At 50.2% G+C, this 19,512-nt stretch carries 15 protein-coding genes and 1 pseudogene; 4 read left to right on the top strand and 12 right to left on the bottom strand.

Going from position 1 to position 19,512, the window contains the following annotated elements:
- Positions 1–489: 489 nt before the first annotated feature.
- The gene (locus DXB18_RS01515; protein WP_118543987.1) at positions 490–1,620 is read left to right on the top strand and encodes a DUF362 domain-containing protein; all 1,131 of its coding nucleotides are present in this window, start codon (positions 490–492) and stop codon (positions 1,618–1,620) included.
- Between the two features lie 77 nt (positions 1,621–1,697).
- Here the strand turns inward: DXB18_RS01515 and rsmH are convergent, their stop codons facing one another.
- The 3 genes from rsmH to DXB18_RS01495 form a co-directional block, all read right to left on the bottom strand.
- On the bottom strand, positions 1,698–2,780 hold the full coding sequence (gene rsmH, locus DXB18_RS01510) for a 16S rRNA (cytosine(1402)-N(4))-methyltransferase RsmH (protein ID WP_118705617.1): 1,083 nt from the start codon (positions 2,778–2,780) through the stop codon (positions 1,698–1,700).
- Between the two features lie 2 nt (positions 2,781–2,782).
- On the bottom strand, positions 2,783–4,009 hold the full coding sequence (gene tyrS / locus DXB18_RS01505) for a tyrosine--tRNA ligase (RefSeq protein WP_118543985.1): 1,227 nt from the start codon (positions 4,007–4,009) through the stop codon (positions 2,783–2,785).
- Positions 4,010–4,631: 622 nt separating this feature from the next.
- A complete protein-coding gene (locus DXB18_RS01495) occupies positions 4,632–5,321 on the bottom strand; it encodes a TIGR00266 family protein (protein ID WP_118705613.1) in 690 nt (229 codons plus the stop codon).
- Between the two features lie 245 nt (positions 5,322–5,566).
- Here DXB18_RS01495 and sstT point away from each other — a divergent pair, with 245 nt between their 5' ends.
- Positions 5,567–6,790 carry a serine/threonine transporter SstT gene (gene sstT / locus DXB18_RS01490; RefSeq protein WP_182430426.1) on the top strand — a complete coding sequence of 408 codons (1,224 nt, stop codon included), beginning with the start codon at positions 5,567–5,569 and terminating at the stop codon, positions 6,788–6,790.
- On the opposite strand, the gene DXB18_RS01485 is transcribed toward sstT, so the two are convergent.
- On the bottom strand, positions 6,787–7,197 hold the full coding sequence (locus tag DXB18_RS01485) for a ribonuclease Z (protein ID WP_118705611.1): 411 nt from the start codon (positions 7,195–7,197) through the stop codon (positions 6,787–6,789). The two genes, sstT and DXB18_RS01485, sit on opposite strands and share 4 nt — an antisense overlap.
- A gap of 286 nt (positions 7,198–7,483) precedes the next feature.
- Here DXB18_RS01485 and DXB18_RS01480 point away from each other — a divergent pair, with 286 nt between their 5' ends.
- A complete protein-coding gene (locus tag DXB18_RS01480) occupies positions 7,484–8,236 on the top strand; it encodes a LytTR family DNA-binding domain-containing protein (protein ID WP_118705609.1) in 753 nt (250 codons plus the stop codon).
- On the opposite strand, the gene DXB18_RS01475 is transcribed toward DXB18_RS01480, so the two are convergent.
- The 4 genes from DXB18_RS01475 to DXB18_RS01460 all read right to left on the bottom strand — a co-directional run bounded on the left by DXB18_RS01475 (position 8,228) and on the right by DXB18_RS01460 (position 14,404).
- Complete coding sequence (locus DXB18_RS01475) at positions 8,228–11,005, bottom strand: ComEC/Rec2 family competence protein (protein ID WP_147355206.1); 2,778 nt, start codon at positions 11,003–11,005, stop codon at positions 8,228–8,230. The two genes, DXB18_RS01480 and DXB18_RS01475, sit on opposite strands and share 9 nt — an antisense overlap.
- A gap of 73 nt (positions 11,006–11,078) precedes the next feature.
- Positions 11,079–12,047: a GerMN domain-containing protein gene (locus tag DXB18_RS01470; RefSeq protein ID WP_118705605.1), complete on the bottom strand. Its 969-nt coding sequence runs from the start codon at positions 12,045–12,047 to the stop codon at positions 11,079–11,081.
- Between the two features lie 13 nt (positions 12,048–12,060).
- Positions 12,061–13,512 carry an ATP-binding protein gene (locus DXB18_RS01465; protein ID WP_118705603.1) on the bottom strand — a complete coding sequence of 484 codons (1,452 nt, stop codon included), beginning with the start codon at positions 13,510–13,512 and terminating at the stop codon, positions 12,061–12,063.
- Positions 13,502–14,404 carry a DegV family protein gene (locus DXB18_RS01460; RefSeq protein WP_118543976.1) on the bottom strand — a complete coding sequence of 301 codons (903 nt, stop codon included), beginning with the start codon at positions 14,402–14,404 and terminating at the stop codon, positions 13,502–13,504. Before DXB18_RS01460 ends, DXB18_RS01465 begins: the two co-directional genes overlap by 11 nt.
- A gap of 273 nt (positions 14,405–14,677) precedes the next feature.
- Here DXB18_RS01460 and DXB18_RS01455 point away from each other — a divergent pair, with 273 nt between their 5' ends.
- Positions 14,678–15,997: a Na+/H+ antiporter NhaC family protein gene (locus DXB18_RS01455; protein ID WP_118705601.1), complete on the top strand. Its 1,320-nt coding sequence runs from the start codon at positions 14,678–14,680 to the stop codon at positions 15,995–15,997.
- On the opposite strand, the gene DXB18_RS01450 is transcribed toward DXB18_RS01455, so the two are convergent.
- From DXB18_RS01450 to gpmI, 4 genes and pseudogenes are all read right to left on the bottom strand, one after another.
- Entirely contained in the window at positions 15,980–16,627 is a 648-nt protein-coding gene (locus DXB18_RS01450) for a DUF1847 domain-containing protein (protein ID WP_118705599.1), read from the bottom strand. The two genes, DXB18_RS01455 and DXB18_RS01450, sit on opposite strands and share 18 nt — an antisense overlap.
- A 17-nt stretch (positions 16,628–16,644) precedes the next feature.
- Complete coding sequence (locus DXB18_RS01445; RefSeq protein ID WP_118705597.1) at positions 16,645–17,340, bottom strand: aminotransferase class I/II-fold pyridoxal phosphate-dependent enzyme; 696 nt, start codon at positions 17,338–17,340, stop codon at positions 16,645–16,647.
- Between the two features lie 16 nt (positions 17,341–17,356).
- Positions 17,357–17,626, bottom strand: a pseudogene (locus DXB18_RS01440) (amino acid ABC transporter ATP-binding protein); the annotation flags it as partial.
- A 309-nt stretch (positions 17,627–17,935) separates the two neighbouring features.
- Complete coding sequence (gene gpmI / locus DXB18_RS01435; RefSeq protein ID WP_118705595.1) at positions 17,936–19,477, bottom strand: 2,3-bisphosphoglycerate-independent phosphoglycerate mutase; 1,542 nt, start codon at positions 19,475–19,477, stop codon at positions 17,936–17,938.
- Positions 19,478–19,512 lie beyond the last annotated feature (35 nt).

Raw genomic sequence — 19,512 nt, 5'->3', positions numbered from 1 at the left:
TCTTCAGCTTCTCAGACAGAAACGCGCTGCAGCTTCGCCCAGATTCCCACGCTATGGTTTCGTAATAAGTCATGGCATTCCGGTATTGCTTCAGAGCAATCAGGCATTCCATCTTCTTGCACTGCCATTTCTCCGATGGATAGCGTTCCAGCACCAGATCTTACATTTGTGTGTAAGTGAACGGTGCAGCTTTATTTCTTTGCCAACAGTAGACTTGTCTTTGCCGATAGTCTGGGCAATGGCTGTCAGGTATATAAAGTGTAAGACTAAATACAACTATAGTGTAAGTGGAAATAAGGGAAAGACTAACATCTACTTTGTCCCTTTCAAAGTGGAAATAAGCTTTTCACTTCAGTAACAAAAAAATCAATGAATAGTTTTCTCTTATTGATATTTTTTTGCAGCTATAATAAAATATGTTTCAGAAATCTGCAAACAGCAGCCACGATGCATGCGATCAAAACTTACCTTCAGGAGGAATACATAACCATGGAAAAATCCAAAGTATATTTTACCGATTTTCATACCATTGCCTTCGGCGACAGCCTTCCGACCAAATTAAAAAAGCTCATTAAAAAAGCCGGCATTGCCGACCTTGACATGGATGGGAAGTTTGTTGCCATCAAAATGCATTTTGGAGAGCTTGGAAACATCAGCTATCTTCGTCCGAATTACGCCAAAGCAGTCGCTGATGTCGTAAAAGAACTTGGCGGCAAGCCTTTCCTGACCGACTGCAACACCATGTACCCGGGAAGCAGAAAAAATGCCCTGGAGCATCTGGAATGTGCCTGGGAGAATGGCTTTACCCCGCTTTCCGTCGGCTGCCCGGTCATCATTGGTGACGGCTTAAAGGGTACGGACGATATCGAGGTTCCGGTTCAGGGCGGTGAGTATGTGAAGGCTGCCAAGATTGGACGTGCCATCATGGATGCTGATGTTTTTATCAGCCTGACGCACTTCAAGGGTCATGAGATGACCGGCTTTGGCGGCACGATCAAAAATATCGGTATGGGCTGCGGTTCCCGTGCCGGGAAGACCGAGCAGCACTGCAGCGGAAAACCGCACATTGAGGAGAGCCTGTGCCGTGGCTGCCGCCGCTGTCAGAAAGAATGCGCCAACGGCGGTCTGGTATTCGATGAATCCACGAAAAAGATGCATGTCAATCAGGATAACTGCGTGGGCTGCGGCCGCTGTCTGGGTGCCTGCAACTTTGACGCGATTATCTTCGACAACAACAATGCGAATGAGCTGTTAAACTGCCGCATGGCAGAGTACACCAAGGCGGTTGTGGATGGCAGACCGAACTTCCATATTTCCCTGATCGTGGATGTCTCCCCAAACTGTGACTGCCACGGCGAAAACGATGTTCCGATCCTGCCAAACATCGGTATGTTTGCTTCTTTCGACCCGCTGGCCCTGGATCAGGCCTGCGTCGATGCCTGCATGGCTGCACAGCCGATGCCGGGAAGCCAGCTGGCAAAGCATCTCGCAGATCCAAATTTCCATGACCACCACGACCATTTCACCAACTCCACACCGGAGTCCGAGTGGAAGTCCTGCCTGGAGCATGCTGAGAAGATCGGGCTGGGAAGCCGGGATTATGAATTGATCAAAATGTAACAATTTGATTAACTTTAATAGGGCCGTGTGCGTTGCCAAAAGGCAACTCACACGGCCCTTGTCATATACTTAAATTGTTAATCTGCTTTCACTGCCCACCGCAGCTTCGTGGATCTTGCTCTGCTGTTGCGGACGCATTCTTCTGCGGACGGCCGGATGACATCTTCCGCGATTTCGGAGTACAGTCCAGCCTTCTGGTACTGCTTAAACGATTTCTTTACCATGCGGTCCTCGCCGGAATGGAAGGTCAGAATCGCCACGCGACCGCCTGGTGCCAGCACATGCGGCAGCTTGTCGAGGAATGCGTAAAGCACCTCAAACTCGCTGTTTACATCGATGCGCAGGGCCTGGAAGGTTCTGGCGCAGGCTTTCTTCACGGCTTCCTTCCGTTCTTTTTCCGGGATAAAGGAAAGCGCCTGTTCAATAAGCTCCCGCACCTTCGTGGTCGTGTCCACCTTTTCCCCTTTGCGGATAGCTCCGGTGATGCAGCGTGCGATTTCTTCCGCATACGGCTCATCGGAGTTTTCCAGCAGCATGCCAGCCAGTTCTTCCCGGTCAACTTCTTTTAACCGCTCTGCCGCAGAGATCCCAGCCTGCGGGTTTAAGCGCAGATCCAGCGGTCCGTCGAATTTATAGGAAAAGCCACGCTCCGGGTTGTCGATCTGCATCGAGGAAACGCCAAGATCAGCGAGAATGAAATCGAACGGTCCAACTTCTTTTGCAATCTGGTCAATGTCAGCAAAGTTCATCTGGCGCACCGTCATAATATTCTCGCCAAAACCAAGATCCTCCAAACGTTTTTTCGTCTTCACAGACTCGATCGGGTCTACGTCCAGGCCGTAAATATGGCCTTCGCCATGAAGCTGCTCTAACATGGCACGGGTATGACCACCGTAGCCAAGCGTTGCGTCGAGGCCCTTCTGGCCCGGCTTGATCTGCAGGAAATCCAAAATCTCTTTCACCATAATGGAGATGTGCATTCCCGCCGGTGTTCCGCCCTTCTGAATAACGTGCTCGATGGTATCTGCGTATTTTTCCGGGTTCAGCTCTTTGTATTTTTCCTCAAATCTTCTCGGATGGGTGCCCTTATAGCGGACACGGCGCTTGTGCGGGGTCTGCGAATCCTGCCCCGCATTCCTATTCTGATTATTTTCTTCCATAATTACTCAGCTGTTACCTTCATGAATTTCTTCTTACCACGTTTTACAACCATACCGTCACCTGCAAAGTCTGCCTTGGTGTAGGCTGTCTTGATCTCCTTCACCGGCTCACCATTTACGGATACACCGCCCTGCTCTACGTTTCTTCTTGCCTCGGAACGGGTCGGAGCCAGACCGGATTTCTGCAGAACTGCCAGAATGTCAATGCTTCCCTCGTTGAAATCTGCATCGGTTAAGGTAAAGCTTGGCATGTTCTCCAGACTGCCCTGACCACTGAACAGTGCACGTGCTGCAGTCTGTGCTTTCTTAGCCTCTTCCTCGCCGTGAACCAGCTTGGTCAGCTCATATGCCAGGATCTCTTTTGCAGTATTTAACTGGCTGCCCTCCCACTTGTCCATCTCATCGATCTGCTCAAGCGGCAGGAAGGTCAGCATACGCAGACACTTTAATACATCGGCATCTGCCACGTTTCTCCAGTACTGGTAGAACTCGAACGGAGTGGTCTTGTTCGGGTCTAACCATACGGCGCCAGACTGGGTCTTGCCCATCTTCTTGCCCTCGGAGTTTAACAGCAGGGTAATGGTCATTGCGTGAGCGTCCTTGCCCAGCTTACGGCGGATCAGCTCGGTACCGCCTAACATGTTGCTCCACTGGTCATCGCCGCCAAACTGCATGTTGCAGCCGTATTTCTGGTATAACATATAGAAGTCGTAGCTCTGCATGATCATGTAGTTGAACTCTAAGAAGCTTAAGCCTTTCTCCATACGCTGTTTGTAGCACTCTGCACGCAGCATGTTGTTAACGGAGAAGCAGGCACCAACTTCACGCAGCAGCTCTACATAGTTTAATTTTAACAGCCACTCCGCGTTGTTTACCATGAGAGCCTTGCCATCGCTAAAGTCGATGAAACGGCTCATCTGCTCTTTGAAACAGTCGCAGTTGTGCTGGATCATCTCCGGAGTCATCATCTTTCTCATGTCGGTACGTCCGGACGGATCACCGATCATACCGGTACCGCCGCCGATGAGGGCGATCGGCTTGTTGCCTGCCATCTGCAGACGCTTCATTAAGCACAGTGCCATGAAATGACCTACGTGCAGACTGTCTGCAGTCGGATCAAAACCGATATAGAAGGTTGCTTTTCCTTCGTTTACCATTTTTTTGATTTCTTCTTCGTTTGTAACCTGGGCGATCAGACCGCGGGCTACCAGCTCTTCATAACAGTTCATTGTCATTCTCCTTTTTGATATCTTAGAAATAGAAATAAAAAACCCCGTCCTCCTGGCAAATGCCAGAAAGGACGAGGGACGTCTCGTGTTACCACCTTACTTCACAGACAGTTCACACTGCCTGCCTCAGCGAACAAAGCTGCAGATCGATGCTGATTGATGCATTTTGTTTCCGCCTGCTTTGTTCCAGCATGATAACGGATGCTGTAATCCGGCGCAGCCTACTGATCCATGCAGAACCCCCTTTCGCGATTCCAATGCGGTTTTCGGAATCCTGGCATTTCCATGCCATAACTTCTGCGACATATCTGTAACGCTGTGGTTCTGATTTTGTTCGGTGCACGGCTCCGGGATGTATTCGCAGTTCGTTTTCCGCGCGCCTCTCATCTGCCGGCTGCTTTCTGTGCGGTACCTCGGACTGTTACTTGTTCTCTTCAATGCCTTAACCTGTATTTACGACTTTTGGATGTCAATGATACTATTTTCGCATCGTAGAAACAGTATCTTGCCAATATATCGCATTATAAAGTGGAAGCCTCAAAATGTCAAGTCCCGGCAAACGATTTCTGCGTATCAACGCATGCGGCGGTTCCCCTTTGATGGAAACGCAGACAGGCAATCTCTATTTTGTGGTAGCAGCCGGGATGTATCTTGCGATTCTTCCTGCGAACTCTGCGATGTTCTGAGTCTGTAATACCACTTTGCCAGGACCGGTCAGTCTGGTTAAAAACAGACCTTCTCCGCCAAACATGATATTTCCGAAACCTTTGACCGTCTCAATCTCGTACTGAACGCTCTTTTCAAACGCAACGACATTGCCGGTATCGACCTTCAGTACCTCGCCCGCCTGCAGATTTTTGATGACTTTATCCCCGTCAATCTCCAGAAATGCCATGCCGCTTCCGCTTAATTCCTCCAGAATGAAGCCTTCTCCGCCAAACAGACCTGCGGACGCTTTTTTGGTAAAAGTAACATTTAAATCAACACTTTCCTGGGCGCAGAGGAATGCACCCTTCTGGCAGATGAGTCCGCCGGTTTCCCCCACATTGACTGGGAGAATGCTTCCTGCAACCGTCGAAGCAAACGCGATCTGGGTACCAGGCTGTTCTGCCTTGTAAGTTGCCATAAAGAGGGATTCCCCTGCAAACATACGGCCAATTCCTTTCATAAGACCGCCGCGTGCATTGGTAGTCATGCTGATACCCTCTGTCATCCATGCCATGCCGCCGGTCTGGGTATACATGCTCTCTCCGCTCTGTTCAAATAAAATCTCCACTGCAGGCATGGTTGTTCCAAGAATCTGATACTTCATCGCGTTCCCTCCATTTTCTTTGCTGTTGTTTTCTATAAAAAGAATACCACAAAACAGATGGGGAGAATTTACAATTTTCTTTCAATTTCAGAAATATTTCAAAAGCCATCCGCAAACAATCTTCCGGAAATGTCCGTGCAGAAAAAACATTTGTATTTCTATTGCAAATTGTGTATAATAAAACACTGGGCGTCGCCCACAGATCAATCACAGTTGATCCATTAACGAAAGAAAGAGGCATATTTATGAAAAAGCTATTCGAAACCTGGTGCGGCATCAGTCTTGTAAAACGAATCGTTGCCGGCCTCATCATCGGTGCCATCTTAGGCCTTGCAGTTCCGCAGGCTGCCGGCATCTCCATCCTTGGCAATGTTTTTGTAGGTGCGTTAAAAGCAGTCGCTCCGCTCCTGGTATTTTTCCTGGTCATCAGTTCTTTGTGTCATTCCGGTAAGAGCCACGGCGGCGTCATCCGTACCGTGATCATCCTGTACATGTTCAGTACCTTCCTGGCTGCTGTCATCGCCGTGATCGCCAGCATGATGTTTCCGATCACCCTGACTCTGGCTGAGGGCGCATCTGACCTGGCTGCCCCGGAGGGAATCACGGAAGTATTAAGTTCCCTGCTTTTAAACATGGTAAGCAACCCGGTTCAGTCCATCGTGAGCGCAAACTACATCGGTATCCTGGTATGGGCAGTGCTGTTCGGCATTGGTCTGCGCGGCGCAAGCGAAACCACCAAAACCATGTTCGATGAAATTGCAGGTGGTCTTGCGAAAGTAGTTACCTGGATCATCAGCTTTGCACCGTTTGGCATCATGGGACTTGTATTCAGCACTGTTTCCGAGAATGGTCTTTCCATCTTCACAGAGTACGGAAAACTCCTTGCCGTTCTGGTTGGTTCCATGCTGTTCATTTACTTTGTTACCAACCCGATCCTGGTATTCTGGTGCATCCGCAAGAATCCGTACCCGCTGATCTTCAAATGCTTAAAGAGAAGCGCGATCACCGCATTCTTCACCCGAAGCTCTGCAGCAAACATTCCGATCAACATGGAAGCCTGCGAGGAAATGGGACTGGACAAGGATACCTACTCTGTTACGATCCCGCTTGGCGCAACCATCAACATGGACGGCGCAGCGATCACCATCACCGTTATGGCTCTGGCTACCGCACACACGCTCGGCATCACAGTGGATATTCCAAGTGCCATCATTTTAAGCGTTCTGGCTGCCCTTTCTGCCTGCGGCGCATCTGGTGTTGCCGGCGGCTCCCTGCTGCTGATCCCGATGGCCTGCTCCTTATTCGGTATCCCGAATGATATTGCCATGCAGGTAGTCGGCGTTGGCTTCATCATCGGAGTCATCCAGGATTCTGTTGAGACCGCACTGAACTCCTCCTCCGACCTGCTCCTTTCCGCTTCTGCAGAATTTAGGCAGTGGAGACTGGAAGGAAAAGAAATTAAGTTTTAATATCTCACGTAGCGCTCCTGCGTGATCTTCTCATGCGAATACCCTTCAAATTCTTCTGTCTGCGCCAGTTTCCACGCCGACAGATCCAAAGTGCAGTATAAATCTGCCGGATAACTGCGGTTCCAACGAAACAGGATTACTTCTTCCGCATTTTCTGCGTACTGAGCCGGGTCCTGGTCTTCGATCAGGCAATATTCCCCGGATGGGATATTTTGAAATCCATCTTCTGTCACCTGAATGCTGCTGGCAGCTTCCTCTGAGAACTGACCTCTGCTGTAAGTATTCATCCACAGCTTCTTTCCATTTGTCAGCTCCAGCATATGCTGCCGCAGCACACGGTCCTGGCTCTGGCGACGCTTATTGAACATCATTCCATTGTGATCATCGACACATACCATAATAATCATAGTTCGTTTTCCCCCTGCTTCTTTTCTCAATACCGTTTTGCTGCTGTTTTCAGATGCATTCCCGGCAAGCGGATGTCCATTCAGATTCTCCTTTTCCCGGGCAGCAGCATCATTTCTGTTGTTTATGGTAACATCTCCTTTTGCCCGTTACAAGCAATTTTCCATTTTACACGTCATTTATTCCATGTTACACTGGTCATAAACAAACGTAGATGGCTGCCAGAGCAGCCGCGCTCCGGCGCAGGAATGTGCCAAGGCACATCCTTTCTTGTGAGGTGAGAATTTTATGCATTACGCGATCGTGGAGGACCGGACCGAGGATCAGGAGTACCTCCTGGGACTGATCCGGGAAGAACATAGAAAACTTGGAATCCCGGCAGATTTTTCCTGCTATCCGAATGGAGAAGTATTTTTGAAAGAATTCATTCCAGGTACATTTCAGGCTGTTTTTCTGGACATCATGCTGGAGAAAAACGGCCTGAACGGCATGGAGACAGCCAGGCGTCTGCGCTGTCTGTCCAAACGGATCCCCATTATCTTTACAACATCGGAGCTGGAGTTTGCACTGGAAGGCTACGAAGTGCATCCACTGGATTATCTTTTAAAACCAGTAGAGCCGGATAAACTCGCCTGGTGTCTTCAGGAAATCCGGGAACATCTCGCTGTACCGTCCTGCATCACCATTCCAGTCACTTCCGGACAGGGCGCCGCCCCGGTAAACCGTCCGCTTTCACTGGACGATATCGTCTACGTAGAAAAATCCGGTCACTGTCTGCTGGTGCACTCCATGAAAGACGACATCCGCACCCGCATGTCTTTTTCCGATCTGCTTGCTTTGCTGCCAAAATCCGGAAGTTTTTATTTAAACAGCAAAACACTTCTGGTGAATTTTTCCCAGGTTCAGGCGATTTCTGAGGATGGAAAGATCCTCTTTAAAAACGGGGAAAGTTTATTTTGCAGCCGCAGAACAAAAAAAGAAACCCAGGATGCTTATTTTTCCTACGTATTTCATAATTTGCGGAAAGACGGATCATTCTGATCTTCCTGCTCCCCGCTTCATCGTTTTCAGCCAGACCCGGTGCCCGTCTGTTTTCCAGATGATGGCACCGTTTTCTGTCGTAAGCAGAATCTTACTGCCGCAGTTCGTCAGGCGCTTTATCGTGTCCGGATGCGGGTGCCCGTAACGGTTCTTTTTTCCGCAGGAAATCACCGCACAGTCCGGATCCAGCCAGGAAAGAAATGCCTCGCTGCTGGAATATGCAGAACCATGGTGCGCAGTCTTTAAAATCCAAATATTCTCCTTCTCTGCTCTGCTGCCATCCATATACTCTGACACGTTCTCTGACATATCCTCTGCTTCGTGTTTCTCCAGACGGATCAGTTCTTCTTCCCCTTTTGCACTCATGTCTCCGGTTAACATCATATGAAACGCACGATAATCCAGCAAAAAGACCAGGGAATGTTCGTTTCGGTCTGTTTCCACATGATTTTCACGGAATGTTTGGGGCATTTGTATCATTGGCTTCCTCGCGGCCTGTATCTGACTGTCACCCCCGGATAGGACATTCCGTTCCGGATACAGACAGGTAAGGGTCAGTATTCCGTCTCCTGCTTCCTTCCAGCCGTCACCACGCGCAGCCCAGATCACATGACCGCCCTGCTGCTCGCACAATCGTTTCAGGTTCTCATACACTTCTTCTCCTTTTCCTTTCTCCGGCAGTACCAGCGTTTTCACCTTCACAAAACCCGCAGCTTCCCCACCTGCCGCTTCCTGTCTTCCTATCCCCTTCTTTCCCTTCTCTGCTGCCTGTTCCATCAGCCAGCTTAAACCGCTGATATGATCCCAGTCTCCATGGCTGACAATGGCAAGGTCTATGAAGCGGATTCCCTTGCTCCGCAAAAACGGCTCCAGGCTGTATTCTCCCAGCTTTTTCTGGTCGGTACTGCCTCCGTCGACCAGAATCACCTGATTCTTTGTGCGGATGCAGATGCCGTCTCCCTGTCCGGTATCCAGGATCGTCACTTCCAGACCGCGCACCGCCGGAGTGTGCAAACATACCAGTCCGGCAAGCAATGCGATCACAAGAAGATACTCCCGGGTTTTTAAAGCAATCTGCCGCACGATTCTGACCTGTCGGGCATATCTCAGATCGGGCCGGTTCCCGGTCTGCCAGGTATATTCCAAATTGGGCTGCTTCCCGCCCCTCCTGTCAGACCCGCAAACAGCCACCATCCTATTTTCACTGCCGACCCGCAGCGCAATTCCCAGTACCAGATAATAGAGCACGATCTGCCAAAGTTCCGGTCTCCCCATGAGCAGGCTGCAGCCCGGCAATCTCATAAAACACCTGCAGCAAAATGTATACCACGCCAAAACCGCACGGCCTCCTCCGGTTAGAAACGCACCCACCTGTATCCTGAAAAGACTGGCAAGAAGTCCTCCGGCTCCCGTTCCCACAATAATTCCTGCTAGCGGCACTACCAGCAGATTCAAAAAGATTCCATACAGCGGATACGCAAAAAAATGCCACAATACGACCGGCAGGGAGACAAGCTGCATACAAAGAGTCATCCGCATCGTCTGCTCCCACACAGAAGCAGCCATTTTCCCGCCCTTTTCCAAGTCCCTGGCAAGCCCAATACCTCCGATGGCCGCAAACGAAAGCTGGATACCGGCCTGATCCATCAGGTAGGGACTGTACCACAAAAGGAGCAGCGCGGACAAGCCCATAGCAGACAACAGATCATAGGTTCTGCCAAGATAAGCAGCCAGAAAACCGCACAGTGTCATGACCAGCGCACGCAGAACCGAAGGCGATGCCCCTGTCAGCATGCAATAAAAAACCAGGATCGTCCCTCCCGCTACGGCTGCCTTCCCATACCCGGCTCCTGCCCTGCGCAAGAAGCCATAAGCTGCCATACTGACCAGTGACAGATGAAGCCCGCTCACCGCCAGCAGGTGGGCAATGCCGTTTTTCTGGTACAGATCACGGATTTCTTCCGACATACTGCCTTTCTCGCCAAGCAGCATGGCTGCAAAGATGCCTCCGTCTTCCTCTCCCGCCAAAAGCTTCAGCCGGTCGGACGCCCAGCCCCGAACATGCCAAAGCATATTTGCCAGACCATCAACGGGACGGCTTAAGCCATAGGATTTCCCATCGATGTTCCTTACAGACCGTGCAAACACCCTCCATACCAGCTTTTCTCCCCGGTAATATGCTGCATAATCGAACGCCCCCGGATTGGAAGCAGGCTGGAAAGTGCTAAACTCGCCCCAGACCCGCACGGATTCCCCAATCCGGTACGGAGCGCGTTGCTCCGCCCGGACTTCTGTTTCTCGATCAGAATCGATTTTCTCTGCATTTCTGTTTTCTGTCTTTTCAGCAGAGTGCTTTGCCCGGTCATCCTGGTTTTCTGCATTCCCTGTGCCTTCCAGATCCCGCTCCACATACACCTGCAGATATCGAAGTCTGCCTTCTTTTGTAGACACCTGCTTTAACAAAAGAACCGTCCAGGCTTCTTTTTCCCCGACAGAAACGATCCGTCCCTCTCCATAAGTACGTTCTGCATCCAGCTGCATGCACATTTCCTTAACCACCACATGCTGCTCCTGCATACCGCGTGCCATGCCAAACAATACAAAAAGAGGCAGAAGCCTGATTCCTAAGCTCCTGCCCCATCCGGTGGATGCGCCACGGGCACCTCCACGGTGATCTGCAATGCAAAACTTTCTTCTGCGGCGGTCTGCCAGCACAGCAGCCGCACACAGCACGAGCGCCGCCGCAAAAAGCAGCGCCAGTTTTTTCATTGTGCCCTGATGCAGGATTACGACCTCTCCAAGTACGAATCCCCCTGTCAAAAGCAGCAATGGATGTCTGATATTAATTTCCTCCTGTATAATCGAGATTTCTCTCAAACAATGTATTTAATGAAATATTTTCCCGGAATGTGACTTCCTGGGAGCCGTTCACCGTGATCTGCACCCGGTTGACATTGGACAGTTCCGATAAGGAGTTCACAATGGAATAAATCGGAATATAATCCTTTACTTCCAGGGAATTGTTTAAAAATGCTGCATCAAAATTAACATAGCAGACGTTTTCATTGACGGAAACATTTAAAATCTTGATATGCGAATTTAAAGTCGGCATCAGTCCCGGCTGTTCCGGTCCGCTGATGAGTTCTTCAAGGATGACCTGCTCTACGGATGTGTTTACATTATGCATGACACTGCGTTTTTCCGGATACAGCATCGTCCCGTCTTCATCTGTAAAATACAACGTCAGCTCTGTGCGCTCATAGGCATTGACATCGGTAATGCTGTCTACAAAATCCATTGCGGAAATCGGACCAACCGGCATTCCGTTTCGATCTAACAGAGGCTGGTCACCAGAGTAAATGCTGATGTATTCAATCCCCGGCACCTGGGTCAGAGTTCTTGCCAGCGCTGCCCGGCATAAAATCTCCTGGCAGGCATTCATACTGGTGTAGTTGTTGTCAAAAAACAGGTAAAGCACATTGTCATCCTGACGGCAGCCAAGATACACTACCTTATCGGATAAAACAGCCTGGGCATCCAGATCAGCCGGTACATGAAGCATCGCATCCACCAGTTCCCCGACCAGACGCTCCGTATCGTCTGTTTTGGTTCGGTAAGGCTGCGCAATCAGCTTATTTGCTGCCTGGTTCATATAATAGATCTGATACTCTGATTCGCCATCCTGCAAAGGAGTGTTCCGTTTCTGACATCCGCTCAGAAAAAGCCCTGCCAGAAGAACGATCAGAAGCATCAGGCGATTCCTGTAAAAAAGCCTGCCGGCCTTTTTGCATCGATACTGCGATTGTTTCATAAAACTCCTCCTGCTAGGCGATATAGTTTAATGGAATGCGAAGCGTAAAGGTACTGCCTTCCCCTTCTTTGCTGGAAAGTTTGATCGCTCCCTTATGCATCAGTACGACATTCCTGGTAATGGCAAGACCAAGACCACTTCCGCCGGTTTCCCGCGAACGGGCTTTATCTACCCGGTAGAAACGTTCGAAAATGCGATCCTGGACATCTTCCGGAATTCCAATTCCGGAGTCCTGCACCTTGAGATAGAAAAATTTATGGTCTGCATCCAGGGTTACACGCACCCAGCCTTCTTCCATATTATATTTGATTGCATTTTCTACCAGATTGGTGATGGCAAGGGACAGCTTCATTTCATCTACGTCGGCCGTCACCTCCCGGATACTCTCAAAGATCAGTTCTACCTTCCGGCGGTTTGCGATCGGCTTTAAGCGTTTTAAGATCTGCTCTACCAGCGTATTTAAGTTTACCTGGGTTATATTTAACTCCGCTTCTGACTTATCCATTTTTACCAGGGATAACAGATCATCGATAATTTTGCTCTCGCGGTCAATTTCATTTGAAATATCTTCCATAAACTCCCGGTAAAGTTCTACCGGCACCTCGCCCATGCCCATCAGGGAATCTGCCAGTACGCGGATCGATGTGATCGGCGTCTTCAGTTCATGGGACACATTGGAAACAAATTCCTGTCTGGACTGATCGACTTCCTGAAGCTTCGTGATGGTCTGGGCAACCGAATTCGAAATATCCCGTGTTTCCCGATATGCCTCGGAGCTGATATCGGTATCGAGAGCTCCCTGCTCCACATGATGCAGGCGGACCTGGAAGTCCTTGAACGGGCGGACCATCATGGCCGCCGCCAGTACTGCAGCCAGAATCAGCACCAGAACCAGGATCACCTGAAACAGAATCAGCCGGTCTCCTACCGTGTCGGTCAGGCGTATCATGGCCTCGGTTGATGCAGTCACAACCAGAACCCCCTCGACATGCTTGTCCTGGGACAGACTGTAGATTGGGATTGCCTGGGCAAAATAATGCTTATCGCGGTTGTACCGGCTCACGGTTTCCCCCTGAAAACTGCGGATGACGGTATCCGCGATATGAATGCGGTCTTCCGCAATATGGAAGGTATCCTGCACGATCTTGAAATCCTGGTTCACCACGACAATGCGTCCATTGTAAACATCTGCAATCGTCTCAATCTCACTGTTTAAATTGCTCCGGTCTTCCCCGGAAAGATATCCGGTGCGTGCGATTTTGCTGCTTAAGATCTGACACTGATTCTGCACTTCTACCATGCGCTCGTCGATCTGGGTCTGCCTGAGCGAGCTTAAGATCGTCTGGGTGCACAAAAACATGGGAATGATACCAAACAGGACCAGGCAGACCGTGATTGGCACTTTTAAACTGACGACCCGTTTTTTCAGCCAGGGAATCTGCAGTTTTTTCATTTTATAAGCCATAGCGTTTCCGTTCTGCCTCAATATCGATCTTCTTGGACATGGCGATTGCCAGGGAACCTGGTCCGATGTGGCAGGCAATGCTCAAAGACAGCGGTGCCTGATCAATTGCACCGGCAGCCGGATACTGTGCTTCGATCTCTTTTGCAAACTCTTCTGCAGGTTCCGTATTCTGGGTATGTGCCACAAAGATCCAGGTATTTTCTGCCTTTGGATCTGCATAACGCTCAGAAAGGTCTTTCTCTGCCGCGGACAGCATTGTTGTGCGCGCCTGCTTCATGGTACGGACTTTGGAAAAAGAATCCAGCTTTTCGCCCTGGATCTGGAGCACCGGTTTGATGCGCAGCAGGGTACCAAGCGCTGCTGCTGCCGGTGTGATACGTCCTCCTTTTTTCAGGAACTTCAGGGTGTCAACCGTGATGTAAATGCTGGATTCCATCTTGACACGTTCCAGGATTTCGAAAATCTGCTTTCCGTTAAAACCAGCCTCTGCCAGTTCCTTCGCGTCCATTGCGGCACGGCGCTGGGTCACGGAGATGCGCTGGTTGTTCACGACAAATACCTTATCTTCATAGGGCTCATCCTGCGCCAGCATACGGGCAGTCTGACAAGATCCGCTTAAGCCGCTGGACATCGGGATGTGGACGATCTGCTCGTAGCCCTGTGCAAACAAGCTGTCCCACAGATCTGTAACCGCCTGCGGGGAAGGCTGGGAAGTACTGATGTCCGCATCTTCCGCCTGACGTTTGTAAAATTCTTCCTGGGTCAGGTTGATATCCTCCTCAAAGGTTTCTCCGTTGATCATAAATGGCATCGGCAGCACATAAATCCCCATGGTTTTTGCCTGCTCCTGGGTAATTCCGCTGTTGCTGTCCGTTACGATTGCAATTTTCATACTCTGCTTTTTCTCCTTCCGGGGTATCGTGATCCGGTCTGAACCGGTCTTGTTTCCATTCTATCCCGTAACTATTTTTCACGTACACAGCCACGGGATCTCAGTGTTACAGTTCATTCTATCTCATTTTTTATGGAAATGGAAGCAGTATTTCATCTTGGAAGGAAAAAGAAACTGTGTTAGGATAGTGAGTGGGAACCCGGTCATTTCATTGCCGGTGTCGTTCGCAACATCTGCGGTTTCCCTATTACAAACGAAAAGGAGTATTTTTTCATGGAAACTGTTACCCTGGGGCTGTTTTCCCTTATTCTGATAACCTGTCTTATCTTCGGGCTTCCTACCCTGTATGCCCTCTTTGCAGGACTCATCCTCTTTAGCGGATATGCATTAAAAAAAGGGAATCCTCCAAAGAAGATTCTCTCCATGCTCATCTCCGGCATTCTCACTGCCAAAAACATTCTGATCGTGTTTGTCCTGATTGGGATGATGACAGCCCTGTGGCGCGCCTGCGGGACGATTCCGTTTATCATCTGCCACGCCACCAGACTTTTGCGCCCGGAAGTGCTCTTACTTGTCTCATTTCTCTTAAACAGTGCGCTCTCTGTGCTGACCGGTACTTCATTTGGCACGGCAGCCACCATCGGTGTGATCTGCATGGCCATGGGCGTCTCTGCCGGTGCAAACCCGATGCTTCTCGGCGGTGCCATTCTCTCCGGAGCCTTTTTCGGAGACCGCTGTTCCCCGTTTTCCACCAGCGCACTTCTGGTCAGCGAGCTGACGAAAACCAGCATCTTTGACAACATCAAAAACATGGTCCGCACCGCATGGCTTCCGTTTCTTCTGACCTGCATCCTGTACGGGGTTTTCGGCTTCCAGCTGCACAGTCAGGCTGAAACGACGGATCTTACCGCCCTGTTCGGGCGGGAGGTTGTGCTTCACCCGGCAGCGATCCTGCCAGCCATTGTGATCCTGATTCTGGCGCTGATGCGCATCCCGGTAAAATTTGCCATGCTTGCCAGCATCGCCGTTTCCCTGATCGTTGGCTTTTTCATTCAGGATTTGTCCTTTTCCGACCTGCCGCAGCTGCTCTTATCCGGCTACCACGCTGCCGATCCGGAAGTTGCAGCATTTCTTGACGGAGGCGGAATCCTTTCCATGGTAAAAGTTGCCGCGATCGTGTGCATCTCTTCTTCCTACGCCGGCATCTTCCAGAATACCGGACTCTTAGACGGACTGAAGAACGGATTATCAAAGCTTGGATCACGTATTACCCCGTTCGGCGCAATCCTGACAGCTGCCATCGGTACTTCCATGATTGCCTGCAACCAGACCCTTTCCATTATGCTGACCAGACAGCTGGGAAATGACTTAGAGCCCAACAACAGCCGCATGGCTCTTGATCTGGAAAACTCTTCCGTTGTCGTCGCACCGCTCATCCCGTGGTCCATTGCGGGCGCCGTTCCCCTGGCAACCATCGGAGCCCCCATGAGCAGCCTGCTTGCGGCATTCTTTCTGTATCTGGTGCCGCTGTGCTATCTTTTCAGCGCCGCCAATAAAGCAGGGCATGTGCGGCACCTAAATCGGCTTTTCTAACAGTCTCTTGTAATATGCGCGTGCCTGATACAGCGCCTGCACCGGATTGTTTCCAAGGACACGGTCCTTTACTACCAGGGTTGTTGTCAGACCCTTCGCATACTTGATAAACAGGCTGTCATGTCCACAGCACAATCCCATGATGATGTTTAAATCCACTTTTTCTTTATTTAAAAGCTTTGCCTGCAGAATCGGATTGCACATTACATTGCCGGTTACACAGGTGTATTCCGGTTTGACGCCGATATCTGTTTTTAACATGGAGCCGGTTTTGCAGGCTGCGCTGTAAACCTCAAACCCGTTTAGGCGCAGGATCTTTGCCAAAATCCGGCTTTCTTCCAGGAGACCGATGCAGGTCGCGATTCCCAGCTTTTTCGCGCCGATGCGTCTTGCAAACTCGATGGTCTCTTCCACACGGGTATATCTGCCGTAGAATTCCCCTTCTACTTCCGCAGAAGCAATGGCTACTTTTTTGTTGACCCGGTTTTCATACAGGTGCGCGATCTCCTGCAGCTCTTCCTCCGTCAGTGCTGCGGTCGCGCAAAACTCCGGATAGTCTCCGTTATGCTTTTTGCAGCCGCATTTTCCGCAATCCACGCAGCTGAAGCAGGTCTTTTTTTTCTCACTCATGTTTTCATTCTCCTCTCCTAAAATTCATGGCTGTCCATACGTCCCGGAATTTCTGAGATCCGCGCCTCCAGATAGTCGCGGTTTGCCCGCAGATAGTCCCGCAGTTCTTCTTTCCATGCATCGCAGGAACCATTGTAAGCAGCTGTCAGGGCTGTTTCTGCAAGGATATTGCGAACCGAAAACAAGCCAAGCGCCTCTTCCTCAAAGCGTTTGCGCAGATCCGGATTCGGAATGATCGCATAAGCCAGCGGAAGTCCCGGAATATTTGCGATCTTTCCTGCGCTGCAGAGGGTGATGCTGTTTTGCTCTGCCTCTTTGTTCAGGCTGAAATACGGGATATGCTCCCCTTCCAGGACCAGCTCACAGTGGATCTCATCGGCTACCACGAAAAGCTCATGCTTTTTTGCAAAATCTGCAACCTGTGTAAGCTCCTGCCTCGTAAATACCCGTCCAACCGGGTTATGCGGATTGCAGAGCACATATACGCCCGTCTGCGGGGTAACCGCCTGCTCCAGCGCTTCAAAGTCCATGGTGTAAAACAGATTGTTTTCTTTCATTGGAACCTCTGTCACAGCGGCCCTGGCTTCCTGCGGCAGACGGCGGATATGGGTATACATCGGTGTGGAATAAAGAATGCTTCCGTCTCCGCCCTGGTGATCCCATTTTGCACAGTTTGTCCCTTTCCGGTTCAGAACCTGATCAAATTGTACCATAATTCATCCTCACAATCTATATCTGATAGTCATAATCATTCGGTAAAATACGCTGCAAAAACGCGCGGGTACGCGGATTTTTCGGCGCAGTCAGAAGCTCTTTTGGTGTCCCGGTTTCGACAACCACACCTCCATCCATGAACACGATCTTTGTCGCAATTTCCATGGCAAAGCTGATCTCATGCGTAACGACGATCATGGTCATCCCCTGCTTTGCCAATTCTTTCATGACATTTAAGACCTCTCCCACCAGTTCTGGATCCAGTGCACTGGTAGGCTCATCAAACTTCCAGAAAAATGCAATCACTACTGAAATGACTGAAAATAAGCTAACACTCAGCCAATTTAGTGATGGTTGCAGTTTTTTTCGTACGCAGCGGAGTCAATAAAAGTAGGGCGTGTATGAGTCTGACTTCTGGAATTTTCAGCATATCAGTTGTTTCGCCTCCCCCGCACACATGTCCGAATGCAGCGGATGTAAATCCAATGCAGGCGAACATGTGTCAGCGAAAGCAAGCGAACAACGATATGTGAAAATGGAGGAAGTCAGACTCGTACACGCCCGGACCTTCTATTTGTTACTGTGCAATATTGTTTATTTGACCAGCAGGGATTTTCCAGTCATTTCTTTCGGCTGCTCCATTCCCATCAGTTCGATGAGGGTCGGAGCGATATCTGCCAGGCAGCCGCCCTCTCTTAACTTGTAGGACGGGTCTGCATTGACCAGGATGAACGGAACCGGGTTGGTGGTATGTGCGGTCCACGGCTCGCCGGTGCTGTAATCTACCAGCTGCTCTGCATTTCCGTGGTCTGCGCAGATAAACATCACACCATTCACTTCTTTGATGGCATCAACCGCTCTGCCGACGCAGGCATCTACCGTCTCGATGGCCTTGATGGCTGCGCTCTCTACTCCGGTATGGCCAACCATATCCGGGTTCGCGAAGTTGATGATGATGACATCGTACTTGCCGGACTTAATACAGTCTACCAGCTTGTCACAGACAGCCGGTGCGCTCATCTCCGGCTTTAAGTCGTAGGTTGCTACTTCCTTCGGGGACGGAACCAGAATACGGTCTTCACCCGGATTCGGCTCCTCGACACCGCCGTTAAAGAAGAAGGTTACATGCGCATATTTCTCGGTCTCTGCGATACGGGCCTGCTTTAAGCCGTGCGCAGCTAAAAACTCACCAAAGGTATTGGTGATGCTCTCTTTCTTGAATGCAACCAACTTGTTTTCAATGGTCTCGTCGTAATCGGTGAAGCAGACAAAGGTTGTTTTGATGCGCTCGCCGCGGTCAAAACCGGTAAATTCATCATCGCAGAAGGTGCGGGTCAGCTGACGTGCACGGTCCGGACGGAAGTTAAAGAAGATCACGGAATCGCCGTTTTTGATGGTTGCGACCGGAGCACCGTTTTCCGTAATGACCGTCGGCAGCATAAACTCATCCGTCTTACCGTCATCGTAAGAAGCCTGAATGGCATCCACTGCATGCTCTGCATGAACACCCTCGCCCTTGGTCAGCGCGTTGTAGGCTTTCTCCACGCGATCCCAGTTTTTATCACGGTCCATGGCATAATAACGACCGGAAACAACGCCAACTTTGCCGACGCCCAGCTCTGCCATCTTCGCTTCCAGTGCTTCCACGAACTCTTTTCCGGAGGTCGGCGGGGTGTCACGACCATCTAAGAAGCAATGAACATAAACTTTGGAAAGCCCGTTTCTCTTAGCCAGTTCCAACAGTCCGTAAATATGGGTGATGTGGCTGTGCACACCGCCGTCGGATACCAGACCGAACATATGCAGCGCGGAATCGTTCTTCTTGCAGTTCTCGACTGCTGCCATCAGTTCCTCATTCTGGAAGAAATCACCATCCTCAATCGACTTGGTGATACGGGTCAGCTCCTGGTATACGATGCGTCCTGCACCCATATTTAAGTGACCAACCTCAGAGTTACCCATCTGTCCGTCCGGCAGACCGACTGCCAGACCGCTTGCCTGGCCCTTTACAAACGGGCACTGGCTCATAAGCTGGTCCATGATCGGGGTCTTGCCCTCGCAGACTGCGTTCGCCTCACAATGATCGTTTAATCCGTATCCATCCAAGATCATTAATACCACTGGTCTTTTTTCCATGACTTGTTCTCCTTTTTCTTTAACGACCGGCTTCC

Source organism: Clostridium sp. OM02-18AC (assembly GCF_003481825.1).
Taxonomy (GTDB): domain Bacteria; phylum Bacillota; class Clostridia; order Lachnospirales; family Lachnospiraceae; genus Brotaphodocola.
The sequence above is the reverse complement of the archived record's forward strand: the minus strand, read 5'-3'. Positions and strand labels throughout refer to the sequence as shown.

Bases quoted from the DNA above. Each gene is read 5' to 3' on its own strand.
- DXB18_RS01515 (WP_118543987.1), top strand. From the start codon at position 490: ATGGAAAAATCCAAAGTATATTTTACCGATTTTCATACCATTGCCTTC.
- rsmH (WP_118705617.1), bottom strand. From the start codon at position 2,780: ATGGAAGAAAATAATCAGAATAGGAATGCGGGGCAGGATTCGCAGACC.
- tyrS (WP_118543985.1), bottom strand. From the start codon at position 4,009: ATGAACTGTTATGAAGAGCTGGTAGCCCGCGGTCTGATCGCCCAGGTT.
- DXB18_RS01495 (WP_118705613.1), bottom strand. From the start codon at position 5,321: ATGAAGTATCAGATTCTTGGAACAACCATGCCTGCAGTGGAGATTTTA.
- sstT (WP_182430426.1), top strand. From the start codon at position 5,567: ATGAAAAAGCTATTCGAAACCTGGTGCGGCATCAGTCTTGTAAAACGA.
- DXB18_RS01485 (WP_118705611.1), bottom strand. From the start codon at position 7,197: ATGATTATTATGGTATGTGTCGATGATCACAATGGAATGATGTTCAAT.
- DXB18_RS01480 (WP_118705609.1), top strand. From the start codon at position 7,484: ATGCATTACGCGATCGTGGAGGACCGGACCGAGGATCAGGAGTACCTC.
- DXB18_RS01475 (WP_147355206.1), bottom strand. From the start codon at position 11,005: ATGAAAAAACTGGCGCTGCTTTTTGCGGCGGCGCTCGTGCTGTGTGCG.
- DXB18_RS01470 (WP_118705605.1), bottom strand. From the start codon at position 12,047: ATGAAACAATCGCAGTATCGATGCAAAAAGGCCGGCAGGCTTTTTTAC.
- DXB18_RS01465 (WP_118705603.1), bottom strand. From the start codon at position 13,512: ATGGCTTATAAAATGAAAAAACTGCAGATTCCCTGGCTGAAAAAACGG.
- DXB18_RS01460 (WP_118543976.1), bottom strand. From the start codon at position 14,404: ATGAAAATTGCAATCGTAACGGACAGCAACAGCGGAATTACCCAGGAG.
- DXB18_RS01455 (WP_118705601.1), top strand. From the start codon at position 14,678: ATGGAAACTGTTACCCTGGGGCTGTTTTCCCTTATTCTGATAACCTGT.
- DXB18_RS01450 (WP_118705599.1), bottom strand. From the start codon at position 16,627: ATGAGTGAGAAAAAAAAGACCTGCTTCAGCTGCGTGGATTGCGGAAAA.
- DXB18_RS01445 (WP_118705597.1), bottom strand. From the start codon at position 17,340: ATGGTACAATTTGATCAGGTTCTGAACCGGAAAGGGACAAACTGTGCA.
- gpmI (WP_118705595.1), bottom strand. From the start codon at position 19,477: ATGGAAAAAAGACCAGTGGTATTAATGATCTTGGATGGATACGGATTA.